Source organism: Streptomyces antimicrobicus (assembly GCF_020532625.1).
In the GTDB taxonomy this organism is placed as follows: Bacteria; Actinomycetota; Actinomycetes; order Streptomycetales; family Streptomycetaceae; genus Streptomyces; species Streptomyces antimicrobicus.
In genome coordinates this window covers 1-16,304 of record NZ_JAJAUY010000134.1, presented here as the reverse complement: position 1 = coordinate 16,304, position 16,304 = coordinate 1, and the positions used below count along the sequence as shown (strand labels likewise).

Annotated in this window: 15 protein-coding genes and 2 pseudogenes; 13 read left to right on the top strand and 4 right to left on the bottom strand. The window is 73.7% G+C overall.

The window, feature by feature from the left end:
• Positions 1-213: pseudogene (locus tag LG632_RS24820) on the bottom strand (protein phosphatase 2C domain-containing protein); the annotation flags it as partial.
• Positions 214-627: 414 nt separating this feature from the next.
• On the opposite strand from LG632_RS24820, the gene LG632_RS24815 reads away from it, so the two are divergent.
• Both LG632_RS24815 and LG632_RS24810 read left to right on the top strand, forming a co-directional pair.
• Positions 628-1,608, top strand: coding sequence for a helix-turn-helix domain-containing protein (locus tag LG632_RS24815; RefSeq protein WP_226729778.1), 981 nt, complete (start codon positions 628-630; stop codon positions 1,606-1,608).
• Positions 1,609-1,632: 24 nt separating this feature from the next.
• Complete coding sequence (locus LG632_RS24810) at positions 1,633-2,115, top strand: DUF456 domain-containing protein (protein ID WP_226729777.1); 483 nt, start codon at positions 1,633-1,635, stop codon at positions 2,113-2,115.
• Between the two features lie 185 nt (positions 2,116-2,300).
• On the opposite strand, the gene rsgA is transcribed toward LG632_RS24810, so the two are convergent.
• From rsgA to LG632_RS24795, 3 genes are all read right to left on the bottom strand, one after another.
• Entirely contained in the window at positions 2,301-3,449 is a 1,149-nt protein-coding gene (gene rsgA / locus LG632_RS24805; protein WP_226729775.1) for a ribosome small subunit-dependent GTPase A, read from the bottom strand.
• 238 nt (positions 3,450-3,687) lie between these two features.
• The gene (locus tag LG632_RS24800; protein WP_226729773.1) at positions 3,688-4,950 is read right to left on the bottom strand and encodes a glycosyltransferase; all 1,263 of its coding nucleotides are present in this window, start codon (positions 4,948-4,950) and stop codon (positions 3,688-3,690) included.
• 43 nt (positions 4,951-4,993) lie between these two features.
• A complete protein-coding gene (locus LG632_RS24795) occupies positions 4,994-6,121 on the bottom strand; it encodes a YihY/virulence factor BrkB family protein (protein WP_226729771.1) in 1,128 nt (375 codons plus the stop codon).
• A gap of 17 nt (positions 6,122-6,138) precedes the next feature.
• On the opposite strand from LG632_RS24795, the gene LG632_RS24790 reads away from it, so the two are divergent.
• The 11 genes and pseudogenes from LG632_RS24790 to LG632_RS24740 all read left to right on the top strand — a co-directional run.
• On the top strand, positions 6,139-7,806 hold the full coding sequence (locus LG632_RS24790; RefSeq protein ID WP_226729769.1) for an acyl-CoA dehydrogenase family protein: 1,668 nt from the start codon (positions 6,139-6,141) through the stop codon (positions 7,804-7,806).
• A gap of 268 nt (positions 7,807-8,074) precedes the next feature.
• Entirely contained in the window at positions 8,075-9,337 is a 1,263-nt protein-coding gene (locus tag LG632_RS24785) for a GAF domain-containing protein (RefSeq protein ID WP_226729768.1), read from the top strand.
• 5 nt (positions 9,338-9,342) lie between these two features.
• Positions 9,343-9,912: a GNAT family N-acetyltransferase gene (locus LG632_RS24780; protein ID WP_226729766.1), complete on the top strand. Its 570-nt coding sequence runs from the start codon at positions 9,343-9,345 to the stop codon at positions 9,910-9,912.
• 161 nt (positions 9,913-10,073) lie between these two features.
• A complete protein-coding gene (locus tag LG632_RS30655; RefSeq protein WP_309550570.1) occupies positions 10,074-10,157 on the top strand; it encodes a putative leader peptide in 84 nt (27 codons plus the stop codon).
• Between the two features lie 182 nt (positions 10,158-10,339).
• Positions 10,340-12,043, top strand: coding sequence for a nitrite/sulfite reductase (locus tag LG632_RS24775; RefSeq protein WP_226729765.1), 1,704 nt, complete (start codon positions 10,340-10,342; stop codon positions 12,041-12,043).
• Positions 12,040-12,219 carry a DpnI domain-containing protein gene (locus tag LG632_RS24770; protein ID WP_226729763.1) on the top strand — a complete coding sequence of 60 codons (180 nt, stop codon included), beginning with the start codon at positions 12,040-12,042 and terminating at the stop codon, positions 12,217-12,219. The genes LG632_RS24775 and LG632_RS24770 overlap by 4 nt, the downstream gene beginning before the upstream one ends.
• Positions 12,216-12,917, top strand: coding sequence for a phosphoadenylyl-sulfate reductase (locus tag LG632_RS24765; protein ID WP_226729761.1), 702 nt, complete (start codon positions 12,216-12,218; stop codon positions 12,915-12,917). The genes LG632_RS24770 and LG632_RS24765 overlap by 4 nt, the downstream gene beginning before the upstream one ends.
• Positions 12,918-12,940: 23 nt before the next feature.
• Complete coding sequence (gene cysC, locus LG632_RS24760; protein ID WP_264202224.1) at positions 12,941-13,486, top strand: adenylyl-sulfate kinase; 546 nt, start codon at positions 12,941-12,943, stop codon at positions 13,484-13,486.
• A complete protein-coding gene (gene cysD / locus LG632_RS24755) occupies positions 13,483-14,427 on the top strand; it encodes a sulfate adenylyltransferase subunit CysD (RefSeq protein WP_226729758.1) in 945 nt (314 codons plus the stop codon). The genes cysC and cysD overlap by 4 nt, the downstream gene beginning before the upstream one ends.
• Positions 14,428-14,429: 2 nt before the next feature.
• Positions 14,430-15,761, top strand: a complete 1,332-nt coding sequence (locus tag LG632_RS24750) for a sulfate adenylyltransferase subunit 1 (protein WP_226729756.1) — start codon at positions 14,430-14,432, stop codon at positions 15,759-15,761.
• Positions 15,762-15,983: 222 nt separating this feature from the next.
• A pseudogene (locus LG632_RS24740) lies at positions 15,984-16,304 on the top strand (sulfate ABC transporter substrate-binding protein); the annotation flags it as partial.

Below are 16,304 nucleotides of genomic sequence, written 5' to 3'. Positions count from 1 at the left end.
CGCAGGGGACCCGGCCGGACGCGGGGGCGGCACCACGGCCGGCGGGGGTGGGGGCGGCGAGTCCGGCGGTGGCGGGCCCGTGACCCGCAGGGCGGACGCGTAGCGGCTGTCCAGGGTGTCGCCCGGGGCGGCCCCGCTGGTGGTCGGGTCGGCCGACGGGTCGTCGTAGAGCTTGCGCCACCAGTCGTCCGGGGCCGCCCCCTGCTGATTCATGCCCTTATTGTCGGCCGCGCGGGGCACCCGGAAACGCGGAACGGGGCCACCGGACACCCCGCCCGGCGACTCCTTGTCCATGCGTTCGACCTACGCCCGCACGTCGTACGCCCGTACCCCGGCGCCTCGCCCTCCCGAGGCACGTTCCGGCCACCGACGCCCCACTGCCGCCGACCGCGTTCAAACGCGCCCAACCGCACCCGACCCCGCTCAACTGCGCCCAACCGCAGCCTTACCGGGCAAAGTTGCCGGTTACGCGGCAAACGGCCGGCGGATGTCGGATCCCCTCCGCCGCCACCGTGGCAGACGGGTGCGACGTGCGGTGATGATGTCCGCGGCGGGTTCGCGCCGTGGCCGCTTCCCGCCAGGGAGGCGCCGGGCGCGGGGGGACGACATGGGGGGCTGGTGGTCACGGTGCTGGGTGCGCTGGGTCTGGACGAGGGGCAGGAGTCGGCGTACCGCGCCCTGGTGGCGCTGGGCGCGGCGGAGGTGCCCGACCTCGCGCACCGGCTGACGCTGCCGGTGCCGCAGACGGAACGCGCGCTACGGCACCTGGAGCGGCACGGCCTCGCGGCGCGGTCCTCGGCCCGGCCCGGCCGCTGGGTGGCGACCCCGCCCGGGGTGGCGCTGGGGGCGTTGCTGACGCGGCAGCGGCACGAGCTGGAGCAGGCGGAGGCCGCGGCGGCGCTGCTGGCCGAGGAGTACCGGGCGGAGGCGGCCGAGCCGCCGGTGCACGACCTGCTGGAGGTGGTGACCGGGGCGAGCGCGGTGGCGCACCGCTGGCACCAGCTCCGGCTGGGCGCGGTGGCGGAGGTGTGCGCGCTGGTCCCGGGCCGGGCCGAGGGGGTGTCGGGCCGGGACGAGGCCGCGCAGGACCGGCCGGCGCGGCGCGGGCCGGCGGCGCACCGGGTCGTCGTCGAGCGGGCGGTGCTCACCGAACCGGACGGGCTGGCGCGGGCCCGGGCGGCGCTGGGCCGGGGCGAGCGGCTGCGGGTCCTGCCCCGGGTGCCGACGGAGCTCGTGATCGCGGACGGGAGCCTGGCCATGGTCCCGCTCACGGCGCGGGGCGCCGAGCCGGCGGCGCTGGTGGTGCACGCGTCGGGTCTGCTGGAGTCGCTGCGCGGCCTGTTCGAGGCGGTGTGGCGCGAGGCGCTGCCGCTGCGGCTGGGCCCGGGCGGCGTCGAGGAGGACCCGTCGTGCGCACCGGACGCCACGGATCTGGAGATCCTCTCCCTGCTGCTGGCGGGCATGACGGACGCGAGCGTGGCCAAGCACCTGGAGCTGGGGCTGCGGACGGTCCAGCGGCGGGTGAAGGGCCTGATGGAGCTGTGCGGGGTGACGACGCGGCTGCAGCTGGGCTGGCACGCGTACGAGCGGGGCTGGGTGGCCCGATAGGGTCGGGTCGGTCACGCTGGGCACGTGGACGTGCCGCAGCTGCTCCTGGTGGGCCTGGTCCTGGTGCTCGGGGTGGTGGGCGTGCTGGTTCCGGGCGTGCCCGGCACCTGGCTGGTGTGGGCGGGGCTGCTGTGGTGGACGATGCAGGAGCCGACGGCCCTGGCCTGGTCCCTGCTGGTTGCCGCGACGGCCCTGCTGCTGGTGGTCCAGGTGGTGAAGTGGCAGCTGCCGCCGCGCCGCCTGCGCGACGTCGGCGTGACCCGCCGCATGGCCGCCGCGGCGGGCGCGGGGGCCGTCCTCGGCTTCGTCGTCCTCCCGGTCCTGGGCGCCGTACCGGGCTTCATGGGCGGTATCTACCTCTCGGAACGCCTCCGCCTGGGCACCCACGGCGAGGCCGTGGCCTCGCTACGGGCGGTGATGCGGGCGGTGGGCACGAGCGTGCTGGTGGAACTGCTGGCCTGCCTGATGGTCCTGGCGGCCTGGCTGGGCGCGGTCCTGACCACCTGACCGCGACCCGGACCGCGACCCGGACCGCGACCCGGACCCCGACCCGGCCACGGATCCCGACCCGGCCCCCGGCCGGGGTCGATGGCCAGGGGCGAGGGGTCGGGGGCCGGGACCAGGGGTCGGGGCCAGGAGCCGGGGCCAGGGGCCGGGACCAGGGCCGTGGGCCGGCCCAGCTCCGCGGCGGGTCAGAAGCGTGCGCCGCCGCGTTTGGCGGCGTAGTTGGCCCGGCCTTCGGCCGACTTCTGCTTCCAGTCGCGGCGGAGGTCGGCCCGCAGCCGGGCGTCGGTCTTGGCGACGATGCGCTGGTTCTCGCGCATCAGCTTGCGGTACGACTCCAGCCGGCGTTCCGGCAGGAGCCCGTCCGCCACCGCGGCCAGCACCGCGCAGCCGGGCTCCGCGACGTGCGCGCAGTCGTGGAAGCGGCACCGCGCCGCGAATTCCTCGATCTCCGAGAACACCTGGCCGACACCGGCCTCGGCGTCCCACAGGCCCACCCCGCGCAGGCCGGGGGTGTCGATGAGGACGCCGCCGCCGGGCAGGACCAGGAGGTTGCGGGTGGTCGTGGTGTGCCGGCCCTTGCCGTCCACGTCTCGCGTGGCCTGCACCTCCATGGCGTCCGCGCCGAGCAGCGCGTTGGCGAGGGTGGACTTGCCCGCGCCGGACACGCCGAGCAGCACGCTCGTGCCGTCGGCGACGATCGCGCCGAGGACGTCCGTGCCCTCGCCGGTGTGCGAGGAGACGGTGAGCACCTGCACGCCCGGCGCGGTGGTCTCCACGTCCTGGACCAGGTGCGCCAGGGTCACCGGGTCCGGCACCAGGTCCGCCTTGGTCAGCACGACCAGCGGCTGCGCGCCCGACTCCCAGGCCAGGGCCAGGAACCGTTCGAGGCGCCCGAGGTCCAGCTCGACGGCGAGCGAGACCGCGATGATCGCGTGGTCGACGTTGGAGGCCAGGATCTGGCCCTCGGAGCGCTGCGAGGAGGTGGACCGGACGAACGCGGTCCGCCGCGGCAGGTACGCCTTGACGTAGCGCGGGGTGCCGGCGGCCTCGACGGCGGCCCAGTCGCCCGTGCAGATCACGCGGAGCGGGTCGTGCGGGGTGACGAAGGCGGTGTCGGCGCGGACCAGGCCCTCCTCGGTGAGGACGTCGCACTGGCCCCGGTCGACCCGGACCACGCGCCCGGCCACCAGGCCCTGTTCGGCGTACGGAGCGAACTCCGCGGCCCACGCGTCGTCCCAGCCCAGGCCGGCGAGGGCGTCGGGGACGGCAGCGGAGGAAGCGGAGGGAGCGGAGGAAGAGAGGGAGGAACGGGAGGAACGGGCGTCGGAGGACAAGGGGAACCCTTCACAAGGGTGGCCCCGGCAACGCGCGCACGGCGCGAGGAAGTCGACGGAGTGTCAGCCGGTGGCCACAGGGATGAGATTGATGGTCTTCGGGATGCGGGCAGCGCCCTGCGCAGCGACAGTCATCAATGGACTCACCTCCTGTGCCATGCACATAGCAGTAGTGGTTCGGCGTCACTCGACGTGAACGGCTTCACCGTAACAACGAGGCGGTGGAGCGCGCCACCGGTTATCCCGGCCTGCCCCGCGCCAGCCGGTCGACGGCGGCCAGGACCGGGCGGGCGCCGTCCTCGCCGGCGAGGGCGGCGGCCAGGCTGCGGGCGCGGGCCCGGTGACCCGGCTCGGTGACCGCCGCGCGGAGGGCCGCGGCAAGGGCCTCGGCGGTCAACCGCCGGTACGGCACCGGCCGCGGCGCCGCACCGAGCGCGGTGAGCCGGGCCGCCCAGAAGTGCTGGTCGAGCTGGACGGGCACGGGCACGGCCGGCACCCCGGCCCGCAGCCCGGCGGCCGTGGTGCCCGCCCCGGCGTGGTGGACCACGGCGGCCGTGCGCGGGAACAGCCAGGAGTGCGGGACCTCGGCCACGGTCAGCAGGTCCGGGCCCTCGGCGTGCAGACCGCTCCAACCCGCCTGGATGACCCCGCGCACCCGGGCCAGCCGGCAGGCCCGGGCCAGCAGCCGCGAGAGCCGTTCGGCGTCGGTGGTGACGAAGCTGCCGAAGCCGAGGAAGACCGGGGGCGGGCCGGCGTCCAGGAAGTCCGCGAGACGGGGGTCGGGGCGCCAGTCCGGGCCGGGGCCGGCCGGCCACCAGTAGCCTTCGGCCCGGTGCCCGGCCGGCCAGTCCGCGGGCCGGGGGACGACGCGCGGACTGAACCCGTGCACCACGGTCCGCGCCCGGGGCAGGGCCAGCGGGCCGGACAAGACGCGGCGGGGCAGGCCGAGTTCGCGTCGCAGGGCGGCGACGGCCGGGGCGAAGAGCGGCTCGGCGGCGGCGCGCAGGAGGTGGCCGGCGAGGCGGTTGGCGGGGGCGCCGAGCGAGCGGGTGCTCGCGACGAGCGGGGGGTGGCCGGCGGTGGGGGTGACGGGCTGGAGGTACGCGCCGACGACGGGCAGGTCGAGGGCGTCGCCCAGGACATGGCACACGGGTTCGGCGAGGGTGGCGGCGAGCAGCGCGTCGACGGGGGCGGCCCGGACGGCGTCGGCGATGCCCTGGGCGAGGCGGGGCATGAAGGTACGGGCCAGGCGCGCCATGCGGGCCATCTCCATGGCGGGGCCCGCGGCCCGGGCGAGGCCTTGGCCGTCGGGCGAGGCCAGTTCGTCCCGGGGGTCGACGGGCAGGGGCCGGAAGCCGAGGCCGCAGGCGGTGACGGCGGCCTCGAACCGGGCGTGGGTGGCCAGGGCCACCGTGTGCCCGGCTCCGGCCAGCCGCTGCCCGAGCCCGGTGTACGGGGCGACGTCGCCCCACGACCCCACGGTCACGATCAGAACCCGCACGCCCCCACCATGCCACGCTCCGAGCCCCGCGCCCCCGCCTGGCTCAGTGGTGGTTGCGTTCCTTGCGGAGTCGGGCCGTGTAGTCGTCCGGGGGGAGGAACTTCGACCAGCGCTCCGGGAACTCCGAAGGCGTCCCGGTGTCCTCGTCGTCCTCCGACTCCCCCTCCGCCAGCGCCCGCCACGCCGCCGCCCGGGCCACCAGCTGCGCGGCCTCCGCCTCGCGGACCCGCTCGTTGGCCTCGCGGGCCGCCGCCGTGGCCACCGACGGCCAGACCCGGTCGATCGCGGCGTTCACCGCCGCCCCCACCAGCACCGCGAACGCCGAGATGCCGATCCACAGCAGCACGGCCACGGGCGCGGCCAGCGAGCCGTAGATGGTCGGGCCCTCCACCGTGCTCGTCAGGTAGATCCGCAGCAGGAAGCTGCCCAGCACCCACATCGCGAGCGCCACCAGCGCCCCCGGCACGTCCTCGATCCACGGCGAACGCACCGGCACGGACACGTGGTACAGCGTCGTCAGGAAGACGATCGACAGCAGGGTGACCGTGGGCCAGTACAGGACCGCGATGACCTCGGTGCTCCACGGCACGAGGCGGATCACCGCGTCCGGCCCGACCACCATCAGCGGCAGCACGACCGCGCCGATCAGCAGCGCGACGACGTACAGCAGGAAGGCCAGCAGCCGCGTCTTGACGATGCCGCGGACGCCGTCGAGCCCGTACATGACGGTGATCGTGTCGATGAAGACGTTGACGGCCCGCGAGCCCGACCACAGGGCGAAGGCGAAGCCGAGGGAGATGATGTCGGGGCGGCCCTGCCGCGTGACGTCGTCCAGCAGCGGTTTGGCGATGTCGTTGACGCCCCGGTCGGACAGGACCGTGCCCACGGCCCGCAGGATGTTCTCCTCGATGCTGGCGACCGTGCGGGTGTCCGTCCAGTTGTCGACGTAGCCGAGCAGCCCGAGCAGGCCCAGGAACAGCGGCGGCAGCGACAGCAGCGTGAAGAACGCGGCTTCCGCCGCGAGCCCGAGGATGCGGTACTCGATGCACGAGTTGACGGTGTCCTTGAGGAGCAGCCAGCCCGTCCTGCGTTTGGACACGTTGCGGTACAGGGCACGGGCCCGGTGGAGCCGGCCGGGGGGCCGCTCGGGTGTTTCATTTGCAGGCTGCACGTCTTTACCGTATCGGCATGGCAGCCACCACCCACACAGTCAGCAACCAGGCCCCGCCGCTCGTGGGGCACGACGTCTACGGCGCCGACGCGGCCCTCGCCGAGGGCGTGGAACGGCACCTGGGGGCCGAGGACCCCGCGGTGCGCGAGGAGGTGACCGCCGAGCTGGGCGCGCTCGGGCGGACCGCCGGTTCGGCGCAGGCCCAGGAATGGGGCCGGCAGGCGAACGAGAACCCGCCGGTGCTGCGCACCCACGACCGCTACGGCAACCGGATCGACGAGGTGGAGTTCCACCCGGCCTGGCACCGGCTGCTGGGGCACGCGGTCACCTCGGGGCTGACCGACGCCTGGGGGCGCCCGGCCGGGCACCTGCGCCGGGCGGCCGGGTTCTTCGTGTGGTCGCAGGCGGAGGCCGGGCACGGTTGCCCGGTGTCGATGACGCACGCCGCGGTCCCGGCGCTGCGCGCGGATCCGGAGCTCGCCGCCGAGTGGGAGCCGCGGCTGACCTCGCACGTGTACGAGCAGGGACTGCGGCCGGCCGCGGAGAAGGCCGGAGTGATCTTCGGCATGGGAATGACCGAGAAGCAGGGCGGCAGCGACGTACGGGCCAACACCACGCGCGCGACGCGGCTGGACGCTCCCGGCGAGTACCTGCTGACCGGCCACAAGTGGTTCTGCTCGGCGCCGATGTCGGACGGGTTCCTGGTGCTGGCGCAGGCGTCGGCCGGCGGGGAGGACCGGTTGACGTGCTTCCTGGTGCCGCGGGTGCTGCCGGACGGCAGCCGCAACGTCTTCGCGATCCAGCGGCTGAAGGACAAGCTGGGCAACAAGTCGAACGCTTCCAGCGAGGTCGAGTTCGACGGCACCTGGGCGCGCCGGGTCGGTGAGGAGGGGCGCGGGGTGCGCACCATCATCGAGATGGTGGCGGCGACCCGGCTGGACTGCGTGATCGGTTCGGCGGCGCTGATGCGCCAGGCGGTGACCCAGGCGGTGCACCACACGGCGTACCGCTCGGCGTTCGGGGCCCGGCTGATCGAGCAGCCGCTGATGCGCAACGTCCTGGCCGACCTGGCGCTGGAGTCGGAGGCGGCGACCACGCTGATGCTGCGGCTGGCGGCCGCCCAGGACGCCGTCCAGCGGTCGGGCGACGCGCAGGAGCAGGCGCTGCTGCGGATCGCGGTGCCGGCGGCGAAGTACTGGGTGACCAAGCGCTGTACGCCGACGGTGGCCGAGGCGCTGGAGTGCCTGGGCGGCAACGGGTACGTCGAGGAGTCGGGGCTGCCGCGGCTGCTGCGCGAGTCGCCGCTGAACTCGATCTGGGAGGGCTCGGGCAACGTCCAGGCCCTGGACGTGCTGCGGGCGATGCAGCGGGAGCCGCGGGCGCTGAACGCGTTCCTGACGGAGGTGGGGCTGGCGCGCGGCGCGGACCACCGGCTGGACGCGGCGGTCAAGGACCTGCTGACGGACCTGGCGGACCTGGACGGGATCGCGGCGCGGGCCCGGCGCGTGGTGGAGCGGATGGCGCTGGTGCTGCAGGGTTCGCTGCTGGTGCGGTTCGCCCCGGCGGCGGTCGCGGACGCGTTCTGCGCCTCGCGGCTGGGCGGGGACTGGGGGGCGGCCTTCGGCACGCTGCCGCACACGCTGGACCTGAAGTCGGTCGTGGCACGGGCACGGATCGAGGGTTAGGGAGTCCCCAACCCCCCGCTCCCCCGGATCCGGGCCCGTTCACCTGCAGGGGAAGGGGTGGCGCCGCGCCGACTCGGCACCACCCCCGCCCCGGGAAGCCCCGAGGAGGAGCTGTCACGCCGCGGGGCGGCGTCGGCACAGTTTCGGTCGGGCGACCGGGCCATGGCGAGAGTTGCGTACCGTTGCATCGCCACGCCTCGCACGTCCGCCGCACAGGGGGAGGATCCGGGTGTCCCACACCGCTGTCGATCTGGCTCGTCTCTCGGCCATGGACGCGCGCGACGCGATGCGCCTGCTGCAGGGGGTACGGGCGGCCGCGCTGGCCGGGACCCGGCCGCCGGCGCAGCCGCGCCCGGACATCGCCGAGTCCTGGCGGCGGATGCTGGCGGGCGGGGTGCACCCGGACCGGGACACCCGTTCGCGGATGCTGTCGGCGGCCGAGACCGAGGAACGGCGGCAGCTCTCGCCGCTGCGGAAGGTGCTGCCGGTGCTGCGCGAGGGCCTGCTGCCGAGCCTGGACGAGGCCCTGCACATCATGGTGGTCGCGGACGCGGACGGCCGGCTGCTGTGGCGGGAGGGCGCCTCGGCGATCCTGCGCAAGGCGGACCGGCTGGGTTTCTCGGTGGGCGCGGACTGGGGCGAGGGGGTGGTCGGCACCAACGGCGTGGGGACCGCGCTGGTGACCCGGCGGCCGGTGCAGGTGTTCTCGGCGGAGCACTTCGTCTCCAGCCACCACGAGTGGACGTGTGCGGGGGCGCCCGTGCACGACCCGCGGGACGGGGCGCTGCTGGGGGTGGTGGACGTCAGCGGTCCGCTGGCCACCATGCACCCGGCGACCCCGGCGTGGGTGAACGCGGTGGCCAAGCTCGCCGAGCGGGAGCTGCGGATCCGGCACCTGGAGTCGCTGGAGCGGCTGCGGACGGTGGCGGCGCCGCTGCTGGCGCGGCTGCCGGGCCGGGCCCTGGCCGTGGACCCGCACGGCTGGACGGCGGCGGCCACGGGCCTGGCCCCGGCGGAGCGGGTCCCGCTGCCGAAGGGGTTCGGCCCGGGCCGGGCCTGGATCCACCCGCTGGGCGAGTGCGCGGCGGAGCCGCTGCCGGGCGGCTGGCTGCTGCGGCTGGGCGAGGACCGGGAGCCGGCGGCGGCCGGCCGGGTGGTGCTGGACCTCAGCCGCCCGCGGGACTGGTCGGCCACGGTGTACGGGGCGGCCGGCAGCTGGTCGCTGGAGCTCAGCCCGCGCCACGCGGAGCTGCTGTTCCTGCTGGCGGAGAGCCCGCGCGGGCGGTCGGCGGCCGAGCTGGCGCAGGAGCTGTTCGGCGACCCGACGCGGACGGTGACCGTACGGGCGGAGATGTCCCGGGTGCGCCGCACCCTGGCGGGGGTGCTGGCGCACCGGCCGTACCGGTTCGCGGACGACGTGGAGGTGGAGGTGGTCCGCCCCGCGGACCCGCTGACGCTGCTGCCGCACTCCACGGCGCCGGGGGTGATCAGGGCCCGCCTGGGCCGGCCGGGGCCGGGCGTGGTTCCCTGAACGGCATGAGCGAGCGCACCATCACCTTGACGACCTGGTCCCTGGCCATGGACTCCCCGGCCGAGCTGGTCCCCGCGACCGCGCCCGGGCCGGAGGTCCGTATCGAGCGGGCCGAGGTGCCCTCGCCGGAGTTCAGCCGGTTCCTGTACGCCTCGGTGGGCGGGGACATCCACTGGACGGACCGGCTGGGGCTGACCCGCGCCGAGTGGCTGGCGCACCTGGACCGGCCGGGGGTGGAGACCTGGGTGGCGTATGACCGGGGTACGCCGGCCGGATACGTGGAGCTGGACCCGCAGGACGACGGTGTGGTGGAGATCGTCTACTTCGGTCTGCTGCCGGACTTCCGGGGGCGCCGGATCGGCGGTCACCTGCTCACGGTGGGCACGGCCCGGGCCTGGGACCTGGCGAGCCGCTGGCCGGGGCGGGCGGAGACGACGCGGGTGTGGCTGCACACGTGCAGCCAGGACGGGCCGACGGCCATGGACAACTATCTCAAGCGCGGCTTCAAGGTCTTCCGGACGGAGACCGAGGAGAAGCCGGAGACGGCCACGCCGGGCCCCTGGCCGGGCGCGTAGCCGCCGGTCGGGGGGCGAGGGGCGGGCGGTCCCGGCTTTTCGGACATCCGCCCCTCCTTCATAGGGTGACCCGGGCCACACCCGTCCGGGATTCGGGACGGTTCTGTCCACATTGCGGACAGTAGTGGACTCCTCCAAGAGGCGCATGACACGCTTCCGCCATGAATGGAGCTGGAATCGCCTTGGTGAGTCGACGTCACGTCGACCTCGGCCGCATGTCCAGCGCCATCTGTCCGGCGAGCTGACAGATCCAGCCACCCGCCGTCGACCCCTTGCACCCCCTGCACCAGCGCCGGTCCGCTGCCTGACAGCAGCGGACACGATGAGCCACATCTGCTGGCGAAACCGCAGGTCAACGTAGACCGACAGGGCCCACCCGCAAGGTCCTCCACCCCTGCCCGCATTCGCCGAAGAAGGACACACCGCCATGGCCGAGACCACTCCGAAGCCCGCTGCCGCACCCGCAGCCGCGCGCCGCAAGACCGGCCGTCACCGCGGTGAGGGCCAGTGGGCCGTCGGCCACCACACGCCCCTCAACGGCAACGAGCAGTTCAAGAAGGACGACGACGGTCTCAATGTGCGGACACGCATTGAGACGATCTACTCCAAGACCGGATTCGACTCGATCGACCCCAACGACCTGCGCGGACGCATGCGCTGGTGGGGCCTGTACACCCAGCGCAAGCCCGGGATCGACGGCGGCAAGACCGCGGTCCTGGAGCCGGAGGAGCTGGACGACAAGTACTTCATGCTGCGCGTGCGCATCGACGGCGGCCGGCTGACCACCGAGCAGCTGCGGGTGATCGGCGAGATCTCCGAGGAGTTCGCCCGGGGCACCGCCGACATCACCGACCGGCAGAACGTGCAGTACCACTGGATCCGGATCGAGGACGTCCCGGAGATCTGGCGCCGGCTGGAGGCCGTCGGCCTGTCCACCACCGAGGCCTGCGGTGACACCCCGCGCGTCATCCTCGGCTCCCCGGTCGCCGGGATCGCCGAGGACGAGATCATCGACGGCACCCCGGCCATCGAGGAGATCTACCGCCGCATCGTGGGCAACAAGGACTTCTCCAACCTGCCCCGCAAGTTCAAGTCCGCGATCTCCGGTTCGCCGCTGCTGGACGTGGCCCACGAGATCAACGACATCGCCTTCGTCGGCGTCGAGCACCCCGAGCACGGCCCGGGCTTCGACCTCTGGGTCGGCGGCGGCCTGTCCACCAACCCCAAGCTCGGCGTGCGCCTGGGCGCCTGGGTGCCGCTGGACGAGGTCCCCGACGTCTACGAGGGCGTCATCTCGATCTTCCGCGACTACGGCTACCGCCGGCTGCGCACCCGCGCCCGGCTGAAGTTCCTCGTCGCCGACTGGGGCGCGCAGAAGTTCCGCCAGGTGCTGGAGGACGAGTACCTGCACCGCAAGCTGGTCGACGGCCCCGCGCCCCAGGAGCCGACCGGCCGCTGGCGCGACCACATGGGCGTCCACCGGCAGAAGGACGGCCGCTTCTACATCGGCTTCGCCCCGCGCGTGGGCCGGGTCGACGGCGCCACCCTGAGCAAGATCGCCGACGTGGCGGAGCAGCACGGCTCCGGCCGGCTGCGCACCACCGCCGACCAGAAGATGATCCTGCTGGACGTCGAGGAGGCGCGGATCGACTCGGCGGTCGCCGCCCTGGAGGCGCTGGACCTGCGGGTCAACCCGTCGACGTTCCGCCGCGGCACCATGGCGTGCACCGGCATCGAGTTCTGCAAGCTGGCGATCGTCGAGACCAAGCACCGCGGCCAGACCCTCATCGAGGAGCTGGAGCGCCGGCTGCCGGACTTCGACGAGCCGCTCACCATCAACATCAACGGCTGCCCGAACGCCTGCGCCCGCATCCAGGTGGCGGACATCGGTCTCAAGGGGCAGCTGGTCCTGGACGACGACGGCAACCAGGTGGAGGGCTACCAGGTCCACCTCGGCGGCGCCCTCGGCCTGCAGGCCGGCTTCGGCCGCAAGGTCCGCGGCCTGAAGGTCACCAAGGACGGGCTGCCGGACTACGTCGAGCGGGTCGTCAAGCGCTTCGAGGCGGAGCGCGAGGACGGCGAGCGGTTCGCGGCCTGGGTCGGCCGCGCGAGCGACGAGGCACTGTCGTGAGCGAGCGCGCCGCCCCGTTCTACTGCCCGTACTGCGGCGACGAGGACCTGTTCCCGAACGAGCAGGGCCACGGCGCGTGGGAATGCCGGTCCTGCAACCGGGCCTTCCAGCTGAAGTACCTCGGGCTGCTGACCCGGGGGCTTCGGTCCGACTCCACCGGAGGGGAAGACATATGACGACCGCTCACGAGGTGAACACGCTGAAGGAACTCGCCGAGCAGGCGGGCCGCGACCTGGAGGACGCCTCCGCCCTGGAGATCCTCACCTGGGCGGCCGAGACCTTCGGCAAGAAGTTCTGCGTGACCTCCTCCATGGAGGACGCGGTCGTCGCCCACCTCGCGTCCCGCGCCATGCCGGGCGTGGACGTGGTCTTCCTCGACACGGGCTACCACTTCGAGGAGACCATCGGCACCCGCGACGCGGTCGAGGCCGTGATGGACGTCAACGTCATCACCCTCACCCCGCGGCAGACGGTCGCCGAGCAGGACGCCGAGTACGGCCCGAAGCTGCACGACCGCGACCCCGACCTGTGCTGCGCGCTCCGCAAGGTGGCGCCCCTGCGGGAGGGCCTGACCGGGTACGACGCGTGGGCGACGGGCCTGCGCCGCGACGAGTCCCCGACCCGGGCGAACACCCCGGTGGTCGGCTGGGACGAGAAGCGGCAGAAGGTCAAGATCTCGCCGATCGCCCGCTGGACCCAGGACGACGTGGACGCGTACGTCCTGGAGCACGGGGTCCTCACCAACCCCCTGCTGATGGACGGCTACGCCTCGGTGGGCTGCGCCCCCTGCACGCGCCGTGTGGCGGAGGGCGAGGACGCGCGCGCCGGCCGCTGGGCCGGCCGGGCGAAGACCGAGTGCGGACTGCACGGCTGATGACGGAACGTACGGAGAAGCAGATGAGCGTGAGGACCCAAGGCGCCACCGTGTGGCTGACCGGTCTGCCGAGCGCGGGCAAGACCACCATCGCCTACGCGCTGGCCGAGCGGCTGCGCGCCGAGGGCCACCGGGTGGAGGTCCTCGACGGCGACGAGATCCGCGAGTTCCTGTCGGCGGGCCTGGGCTTCAGCCGCGAGGACCGGCACACCAACGTGCAGCGGATCGGCTTCGTGGCCGAACTGCTGGCCAGCAACGGCGTCAAGGCGCTGGTCCCGGTGATCGCGCCGTTCGCCGACAGCCGCGAGGCCGTCGCGAAGCGGCACGCCGCCGCCGGGACGGCGTACCTGGAGGTGCACGTGGCCACCCCGGTCGAGGTGTGCTCCGAGCGTGACGTGAAGGGCCTGTACGCCAAGCAGGCAGCGGGCGAGATCTCCGGGCTGACCGGGGTCGACGACCCGTACGAGGCACCGGAGTCCCCGGACCTCCGTATCGAGTCGCACACCCAGTCCGTGCAGGAGTCGGCCGGCTCCCTGTACGCGCTGCTCACCGAGAGGGGTCTGGCATGACCACCGCCGCGCACCTGCACGACGCCGCCGCGGACGCCGACGCGCCGTACGCGCTGTCGCACCTGGACTCCCTGGAGTCCGAGGCCGTGCACATCTTCCGCGAGGTCGCGGGCGAGTTCGAGAAGCCGGTGATCCTGTTCTCCGGCGGCAAGGACTCCATCGTCATGCTGCACCTGGCGCTGAAGGCCTTCGCCCCGGCTCCGGTGCCGTTCGCCCTGCTGCACGTGGACACCGGGCACAACTTCCCCGAGGTCATCGACTACCGCGACCGCACGGTGGCCCGGCACAACCTGCGCCTGCACGTGGCCTCCGTCCAGGAGTACATCGACGCCGGCAAGCTGCGCGAGCGCCCCGACGGCACCCGCAACCCGCTGCAGACGGTCCCGCTGACCGAGGCGATCCAGCAGCACGCGTTCGACGCCGTGTTCGGCGGCGGGCGCCGGGACGAGGAGAAGGCCCGCGCCAAGGAGCGGGTGTTCTCGCTGCGCGACGAGTTCTCCCAGTGGGACCCGCGCCGCCAGCGCCCCGAGCTGTGGCAGCTGTACAACGGCCGGCACGCGCCCGGCGAGCACGTGCGCGTCTTCCCGCTGTCCAACTGGACCGAGCTGGACGTGTGGCAGTACATCGCGCGCGAGGGCATCGAGCTGCCGGAGATCTACTTCGCGCACGAGCGCGAGGTGTTCCGGCGGGGCGGCATGTGGCTGACCGCCGGCGCGTGGGGCGGCCCGAAGGAGACCGAGCAGGTCGAGACCCGGACGATCCGCTACCGGACCGTCGGTGACATGTCCTGCACCGGTGCCGTCGACTCCGACGCCACCACGCTCGATGCCGTGATCGCCGAGATCGCCGTCTCCCGCCTGACCGAGCGGGGCGCGACCCGCGCCGACGACAAGCTGTCCGAGGCCGCGATGGAAGACCGCAAGCGCGAAGGGTACTTCTAGCCATGACCAGCACCACCGAGCAGCTCAGCGCCACCACGCTGCTGCGCTTCGCGACCGCCGGCTCCGTCGACGACGGCAAGTCCACCCTGGTGGGCCGGCTGCTGCACGACTCCAAGTCGGTCCTGGAGGACCAGCTGGAGGCCGTGGAGCGGGTGTCCGCCGACCGCGGTCAGGACGCCCCCGACCTCGCGCTGCTGACCGACGGCCTGCGGGCCGAGCGGGAGCAGGGCATCACCATCGACGTGGCCTACCGCTACTTCGCCACGGCCCGCCGCCGGTTCATCCTGGCCGACACCCCCGGGCACGTGCAGTACACCCGGAACATGGTCACGGGTGCCTCGACGGCCGAGCTGGCCGTGGTCCTCGTCGACGCCCGCAACGGCGTGGTCGAGCAGACCCGCCGGCACGCCGCCGTGGCCGCGCTGCTGCGCGTCCCGCACGTGGTCCTCGCCGTGAACAAGATGGACCTCGTCGGCTACGAGGAGTCCGTCTTCGCCGCGATCGCCGACGAGTTCACCACGTACGCCTCCGAGCTGGGCGTCCCGGAGATCACCGCGATCCCGATCTCGGCGCTGGCCGGCGACAACGTGGTGGAACCCTCGGCGAACATGGACTGGTACGGCGGCCCGACCGTGCTGGAGCACCTGGAGACCGTCCCGGTCAGCCACGACCTGACGGCCTGCCCGGCGCGCTTCCCGGTGCAGTACGTGATCCGCCCGCAGACCGCCGAGCACCCCGACTACCGGGGCTACGCCGGCCAGATCGCCTCCGGTGTGCTGCGGGTCGGCGAGGCCGTGACCGTGCTGCCGTCGGGCCGGACCTCGGTGATCGAGGGCATCGACGCGCTGGGCGAGTCGGTGGACATCGCCTGGGCCCCGCAGTCGGTGACGCTGCGCCTGGCCGACGACATCGACATCTCGCGCGGCGACCTGATCGCGCCGACCGCGACCGCCCCGGCGACCACCCAGGACGTCGAGGCGACGGTCTGCCACGTGGCCGACCAGCCGCTGACGGTGGGCGCCCGGGTGCTGCTCAAGCACACCACGCGCACGGTCAAGGCGATCGTCAAGGAGATCCCCTCCAAGCTGACGCTGGACGACCTGTCCCAGCATCCGGACCCCGGGCAGCTGGTGGCCAACGACATCGGCCGCGTGGTCGTCCGTACCGCCGAGCCGCTCGCGCTCGACGCGTACGCCGACTCGCGCCGCACCGGCTCGTTCCTGCTGATCGACCCGGCCGACGGCACCACGCTGGCGGCGGGCATGGCGGGCGAGTCCTTCGCCTCCCAGGCGCCGCGGGCGGCCGGCCAGGACGACGAGGGCTGGGACTTCTAGCCGATGCGGACCGACATCTACGCGGGCTTCGCCAAGGAGGGCGGCCGTATCGGCAGCGGCCGCACCGGCAGCGGACAGGGAGGCGTGGCGCGATGTGTGCGATGTGCGCGATGACGTACGCGCACCGCATGCGCGCCCGCACCCCCCACGCCCCTGAACCACACCCGTTCCACAGACGAAGACGCGCGTCATGAGCTGACGCCGTCCGAGAGGAAGTCCTCCGTGCCTGCCACCCGTCGTACCCTCCCGCGTCGCGGCCTCGTCGCCGCTTCGCTGCCGCTGCTGATCGGCGTTCTCGCCTCCTGCGGCTACGGCTCCCAGGCCGAGCAGACCGGGGACACGTCCTCCTCGTCCGCCTCCGGCGGCCAGAAGCTGTCCGCCGCCGAGGTCCGCGTCGGGTACTTCCCCAACCTGACGCACGCCACCGCCCTGGTGGGTGTCCAGGAGGGCCTGATCGCGAAGGAGTTGGGCGGCACCAAGCTCAAGCCGCAGACGTTCAACGCCGGCCCGTCGGAGATCGAGGCGCTCAACAGCGGTTCGCTC